Consider the following 6,903-nt stretch of genomic DNA (forward strand, 5'->3'; position numbering starts at 1 on the left):
GCACTCCCCATCGGATATTACTTAATGAAAAGTTGGTTTGAGAGCTTTTCATACAGAATAGGTTTGGAACCAATTTATTTCATCTTAGCCGGTGCTTTAATATTGGCTTTGGCATGGCTCACCATTATCTCTCAGACAGCCAGATCAGCCAATATGAAGGTAACTGAGAGTTTGAAAGGGGAGTAATTTGTCTGAATTAGGCGCTTAATAAGCACGTCACAGTCCAGTTTTGCTGACCACCCGCCGCTGCGGTGGAGAATTTGCGTCAGTTGCTATGCACGTAATTGGCGGCAAATAGGCAGGGTTAATTATCATAACGTCCCTGCGTTACCTGCCTTTGCTGAAAGGAGTTCGGCTCCTGCAGGCAGGTGTTACTTACTTAGTGTCGGTTCGAGGGGCGGGATTAATAGTTTAGGAGCTGACGGCCAGTTAGCCCTCAAACATTAATTAAGAACGTACTCATCATCTCTTAGTGGGAACGAGCACTCTTTCAGCTTTAGGTAAGGGTAGAGGGTTAGCAAAAGGCGAATGTGTGGGTTTTATCTATAATCTTTTCACAGACTTCCTAAATTGGCTTGGAGTTAACCCTGTCTTCTTTTTGAATGCGGTATTAAAGACTGATTTTGAAGCAAAACCGGATGCCAACATGATTTGCTCTATGGTTAGATTTATAGCTGATGGCTCTTGCAATAACAGTATACTTTCGTTTACACGAAAGTCAATTAGATACTGGTTAAAATTCTTCTTTACTACCTTATTCAGATAGGCCGACAACTCATTTACTGGTATGTTAATCCTATCTGCAACCATAGAGGCTGATAAATCTATGTTCGTGTAAATTTTTTCAACGGTAAAAGCATTGTGAAGCTCATAAGATATGGCATTAATAAGGCTACTCGGTAGAAAATTCTTTCGATTTTCAATTTTAAGTGTTTTGGGTACGGCAATGATCTGAACTAAAAAATAGGATAATCCTATCGTGAGAATCATTTCAGCGATCACAAACATCATCCATGAAGTTGCCTCGCTAATAAAGCTCAATTGCTCATGAAGAACCACTTCTGCTAGCCATAGCAAATTCCAGCAGATCATTGAAAAGATCACGACTTTGAATGACTTTCTTTCCGCCCTAAAAAGTGTAAAAGTCAGTAATACCAGCCAAGCTGTTTTGATAATGTCAAAAATCATCCCCAAGCTTGATTGAAAATAATAGATTAGCACCAGGTTCAGAGGAAGTATAAGAAAGGCAGGGACGAATAATAAAATATCGCGTTTCGAGGGAGTCCCCAAGCGAACGGGAGCCCGTACAAATAAAACCCAACTCGTGAGCATTCCCATTTCAAATGCTCCTATGGCAGCACGATAGATATCAAGGACAGGTCGGGTCAGTATAGTAGCTATCCAAGAGGTATAGTTAAGGATACCGTATAAATCTGTCGCCAACTTAATGTAGAAAAAAAGTAAAAGCCAAAATATGACAGGTGAGTTACGATCAAACTTTATTCGTAGATAAATTACGAATAATACAGAGAGAAAAAGCTGCATTATTTCAGTGAAACTCTTTAACCAGTAGAAGTCGATCATGGGGTGCAAATAAATTCGTTCTGATTTTATTTTCAGAACGATATCATCACTATTTCTACGAATTATTGCATCAAGATTGATTCGAAATGAACTACAAAATTCATATATATCAACTAATAGGCACAAATAAACTTGCATTTTCTATGTCAGTCATTCTGGCAATTGGTTTAATCATTATGGCTAGCATAGAAGGCGGACTGGATAAAACCATTTTGTATTTGCTCACAATGGCTGCATGTTTTCTTTTATCAGAATTCATCTATTTCACAGGAAAAGTAAGTTTGAAGCCATGGAAAATTACACACCCCAGGCAGGAGCTTCTTGTCACTTTTGGTGTGGTGCTGGCAGGTATAGGACTTCTTATTTACTGGTTTTTGATTATCGACCAATCCCATGCAAGTCAAATGACAAAAACAATAACAATGATCTTGCGATTGCTTTTCATCTTTCCTGTTTTTCTTCTTGTATACTTTTTAGCTATTAAAAAATACAAGCCTCTTACCATCGGAATATGGAGCTTCAAATACTGGTTTATCAGTCTTCCGCTGATTGTGTTGATAGGAGGTGTTGCTTATTTAGGCTTCCCGGACGGAATGATTCAAGAATTCACCATTCAACAATTCATATTTTTAGGGTTTTTGACAGCTGCCATTCCTGAAGAAATAGCCCGAACGCTGTTTCAGTCCCGACTTGGCAGAGTTATCCATCATAAGGGGATGGCCTGGTTTATCGTATCATTTATTTGGGCACTACAGCATATTCCCCTATTCGCCTTTAAATCAAATGGAGATTTATATGGTGCCACGATAGGGGCATTAGGCATCCTTCCGATTGGTCTGCTTTGGGGCTACCTCAACGAACGCTACAGATCAATAATCCCATCAGTGCTGATCCATGGTACCAATATTTGGGGATTAAACAACATCTTTTAAAATCACTTCAGATGCACTTATATATTCAGTGAATTTACTTGGGTTGGTTTTCATTAAAAACTTCATCAAAGCGAAACTGGAATTTGCTCTAACATAAAATCTTTACCGATATACAACTGCCCACGCACAACCCAACGCTGAGTTATATATCTGATTGTATATTAACTACGCGCTGATTGATGATTTATACAGCTGTGCGCCTGGACGCGAATTCCTGATATTTGTTATATAATGTCATTGTGTTATGAACGTTTTTTAATAATTAAGCTTTTAGTAAGGAATAGTCAGAATAATATTTTGATTCATCGTAAAATTCTTGGTTTGTCACTATAGCAAAAGCCTGTTTAACCAGCTTATTGGCCACAGCTATTAAGACTAACTTTTTAGCTTTTCCGTTCTGGATGAGTCTGTGATACATGTCATGACACGCCTTGTTATACTGGATGGCTCACCATGAGGCCACATATAGCATTGATCGAAGCCGGTTGCTGCCCATTTTAGTAATATGACCTTTTCCTATCACACTCAAGCCAGACTGGTAGATACGAGGACAAATTCCTATATAAGAAGCTAATTGCTTACTATTGGCAAACTTAGTGAAGCCATTAGTGATGACTAACAGGGTTATTCCCGTCTTCATACCTATACCAGGAATACTCGTAATTAAAGCCAACTGCTTACTAAAATGCTGCTCTGCTTTTTGGAGTAAGCCCTGCTCAGGTTGCTGGATTTTGTCATCTAGTCGCTTAATAAAAAAACTAAGCGTATCCCCATCACTTCCTTACTTTGAAAGGGTTGAACAAGGACCGATTCTAGTTGATTCTTTAAGCATCCTATCTTGTTTCTCTAACAGATTCATGGTAGCCTGAAGCTGAGCTATTTCATGCAATACTGGATTTAGCGGGGACCATAACTTCGGCTCTTCCTTTTCAGCATACATGGCAATAAGCTTAGCATCAGCCTTATCTGTCTTAGCTCGGATCATACGCATTTGACTAAATCGCTTTATTACCAGTGGATTAATCACACTTACCTCAGAGCCCTGCTGATAAAGGTATACGGCCAAACCCAGATAATAAGGCCCAGTGGCTTCCATCACACAATGGACAGCTCTATCCTTTATCGTATCTACGAACTTCCTATAGCCCTGATATTCATTTTTAAACTTAAAGCTGCGGCCTTGGCAGTAGCCATCAAACGAGGTCTTTGAAACATCAATCCCACAATAAACGACTTTGGTGTCAGCATCTTTCATGTTAATTTTATTTTGGAGTTAATGCAGAAGAAAAACTGTTATCCTTTATCAATCCTAGATGCAGGCTCGTAGCCTAATGAACTGTTCAAAGTGGTGACAGAAAGAAAGGGGGACTAGCATCTCGCACGATCTATGAGATCAATGACTTAATTAATCTTACTCCCTTTCTTTTCTTCTGTAATTGCAACTACAAAATATTATTCTGGCCTACACGTCAGACTCAAACATAGGATAACGAGCTTACATGGTGGCTTGTGCTATGAGCCAACAGAGCGGGCCTGCCTGCACGTAGCCGTTTCGGCAAAAGCAGGTTGGCCTGCAAGTGTTTTAAAGGCAAACCTGCCTGTCGGTAGGCAGGTTCCTAATCGCTGAGAATCGTATATTTGAAATCAAACAGACCCAAGAATCATTGCCCATGCAACCATTACCTTCCCGATGATGTCTTTCTGCAAATTAACGTTATGTCTATTTCTTATCGAGTATCATTGATCATGCTATTGGGCATACTGCTGACCACTGAAGCCACTGCCCAAAAAGAACCTCTATCTCCCGAACTCAAAGCCGTTGATGAACTGGTTCAATGGCAAAAAGAGTCTTTTGATGCGCCAGGCATAGCGGTCGGGATTATAAAAAACGGAGAGGTTTACTATGCTAGTGCGCATGGAGTGCAAGGTGTAGTAACGCAAACCCCACTTACCACCAAATCGCTGTTTCACATGGCCTCAGTGTCAAAGCCTTTTGTGGCTACGGCCATAGTACAGTTGATGGAGCAGGGCAAACTCAAGCTGGAAGATAAACTCACCGATCACCTGCCTTACTTCATCATGGCAGACAAGCGCTACAAGAAGATTACTTTAGCCCATATGCTCAACCATTCTTCGGGCATCCCTAATGTGGAGGATTATGAATGGGACAAGCCACAGTATGATGAAGGAGCTGCCGAACGCTATTCCAGAACCTTTACAGAAGCGAAGCTAGACTTCAGGCCAGGTAAAAGATTCTCCTATAGCAATGCTGCTTTTGATATCCTCTGCGATGTTATTGCCAAAGCTTCAGGTATGACCTTCGAAGACTACACCCAGCAGTATATTTTTGAGCCGGTGGGTATGGTGAACAGTACCTTCTATAAGCCTGATGTCCCTGAAGCACTGGCTACCCAACCTCATGTTTTAGGTGAAGACCTGAGCAGGGTGGTCAGTGAGGTATATCCTTATAACCGAAGGCACGCCGGTAGTTCTACTTTACACTCTAATGTAGTGGACATGATGCTTTGGGCAAAAGTCAACCTGAACAAAGGCAGCATCAATGGAAAAAGAATCTACCAGGAGAGCTCCTATGATCTCCTGACTACCGCTCAGGTTCAGATAAACGATAAAAGAAGTGTGGGCTTAAGTTGGTTCCTCGGTAGTATGAAAGATTCCAGATTGATCTACCACACCGGTGAAGACCTAGGCTACAGCTCCGCCTTTGCCTTCCTTCCTGAGACCAAATCCGCCTTGGTGGCCATGGTGAATATCGATGGCTACAAGCATAATGCCGCTGGCATCATTATGGCCAATGCCCTGTTTGGTGATTCGCTTGCCTTGAAGGTACCTGTTCATTACAAGTTAAAGGACTACATCTTCGAGGAGGGTATGGAAAAAGTGAAGGAGGTTTACTACGAAGAACGGAACAGAGAGCCTCAGCGATATCTAACTGACCCCAAATACTTTGATGACCTGGGTTACTTGTTGATGGACCGAGGTAATCCAGAAAAAGCCCTGGAATGCTTTCAGTTTCTGGTTGAGCTGGAGCCTGAATATGCCGGCTGGTACGACAGTGTAGGCGATGCCTATGTAGCTTTAGATAAAACCGATTTGGCCATTACATGGTATAAGAAGGCATTAGAGATCAAACCTAAGCAGCAATTCACCATCGATAAATTAGAGAAGTTATTGAAGAAGTAGCGCTTGGATGTTCAAACCCCTTTGAACCGTACAGTACAGCTTTGTTATATAATCCCGAATCAAGTTCGGGACAAGTGCCCTGGGCCTGCCCCGTTGCAGTGAAACGGATAACGGGGTTATGCCTGTCCACCGAAATATAATGAAAGTGGATTACTTAGCCCTGGTTGAGCGTTGGTCCGGTCCTGACCTTAGCGTCAGGAGTTCTTGCCCGACCTTTGGCGGGAATTGTTACGTGGCTCTTTTCATATGTTCTCTTTCTTTAGTGCCTAAATGTTTTTAACCTTAAGAGCGAGAGGGAAGACTGCGTGAATGACAAATGTGTGATTAATTTGTTTCTTTATATATTACAAGAAATATATCATACTATGAGAATTCTAAAGCATACCTTTCTCCTGAGTATCCTTTGTCTTTACTCTTGTAGCCAAACTTCAGAAAATACGAACGAACTTGAAGACACTCAGGTAAGTGAGGAATCTCTGGAAGTGAGCAATGAAACAGACCCCTTAGTCAAATACGAAAGGGAAATCAAGGAAACACTTTTTCAGCATTTTAGAGCTCAGGTGGATGGCCTAAATCGCTATCGATATGTCAAACACGAAGACATTAGCCTTTCTGGAGACAAGGTCATATATATCTTAGTTACGTTGCCCGAATCAGAGGTTTACAGGTACAATTCCGTGCGAGAGGAGATGACTTCGTCCTTAGTTCCCGTGCTTGATAGTAAGACTTCATTAACCAATGTAAATGACGATTCTATTCGAATTGAAGGCCAAGCCACCATAAAGGACGTGATCCAAACTAATCTTGAAAAAGAAGTGGTTTCCTTAAAAATTGAATTTCAGGGCCAATGGAAAAGCAGTTCAGTGAATTTGTCGCCGTATGGAGAGCAGGATAGAAGTATTCTTTACGATGGTTTTGATGCTGAACTTATTGTGGATGTAGCAGAACCGCGAATTTACAACAGAGATGAGCTATACCTTAAAGCACGAATTTTTGAGCTCAGTAAAGAAGATCTTTCTGGTTTTTCTAAAGATGAACTGGCCTATTTTAGGAATGAGCTATTTGCGACGCATCGCCCTCATGGTCGCTTCCATCGGCGTGCTTTTGTTCAAGCTTCGCCGAAAAGCCGCGTATTCCTGAACGCTGTGCGGTTGGTTGACCAATGACGGTTCTTGCCGTGTGCCAC

The 6,903-nt window shown here is 41.4% G+C and carries 6 protein-coding genes; 4 read left to right on the top strand and 2 right to left on the bottom strand.

The features are described from left to right. Positions 1–186, top strand: a 186-nt coding sequence (locus AAGA18_15600) for a hypothetical protein (protein ID MEM9446766.1), incomplete at its 5' end; no start/stop codon positions are given. A gap of 357 nt (positions 187–543) precedes the next feature. On the opposite strand, the gene AAGA18_15605 is transcribed toward AAGA18_15600, so the two are convergent. After that, positions 544–1,443, bottom strand: coding sequence for a helix-turn-helix domain-containing protein (locus AAGA18_15605; protein MEM9446767.1), 900 nt, complete (start codon positions 1,441–1,443; stop codon positions 544–546). 227 nt (positions 1,444–1,670) lie between these two features. Here AAGA18_15605 and AAGA18_15610 point away from each other — a divergent pair, with 227 nt between their 5' ends. Next, positions 1,671–2,516, top strand: a complete 846-nt coding sequence (locus AAGA18_15610; protein MEM9446768.1) for a CPBP family intramembrane glutamic endopeptidase — start codon at positions 1,671–1,673, stop codon at positions 2,514–2,516. A gap of 781 nt (positions 2,517–3,297) precedes the next feature. On the opposite strand, the gene AAGA18_15615 is transcribed toward AAGA18_15610, so the two are convergent. Further along, on the bottom strand, positions 3,298–3,771 hold the full coding sequence (locus tag AAGA18_15615) for a transposase (GenBank protein ID MEM9446769.1): 474 nt from the start codon (positions 3,769–3,771) through the stop codon (positions 3,298–3,300). Positions 3,772–4,232: 461 nt separating this feature from the next. Between AAGA18_15615 and AAGA18_15620 the strand changes: the two genes are divergently transcribed. Further along, positions 4,233–5,717: a serine hydrolase gene (locus AAGA18_15620; protein MEM9446770.1), complete on the top strand. Its 1,485-nt coding sequence runs from the start codon at positions 4,233–4,235 to the stop codon at positions 5,715–5,717. A 365-nt stretch (positions 5,718–6,082) separates the two neighbouring features. Then, entirely contained in the window at positions 6,083–6,883 is an 801-nt protein-coding gene (locus AAGA18_15625) for a hypothetical protein (GenBank protein ID MEM9446771.1), read from the top strand. Positions 6,884–6,903: the final 20 nt, after the last annotated feature.

The organism is Verrucomicrobiota bacterium (genome assembly GCA_039192515.1).
Classification (GTDB): Bacteria; Verrucomicrobiota; Verrucomicrobiia; order Methylacidiphilales; family JBCCWR01; genus JBCCWR01.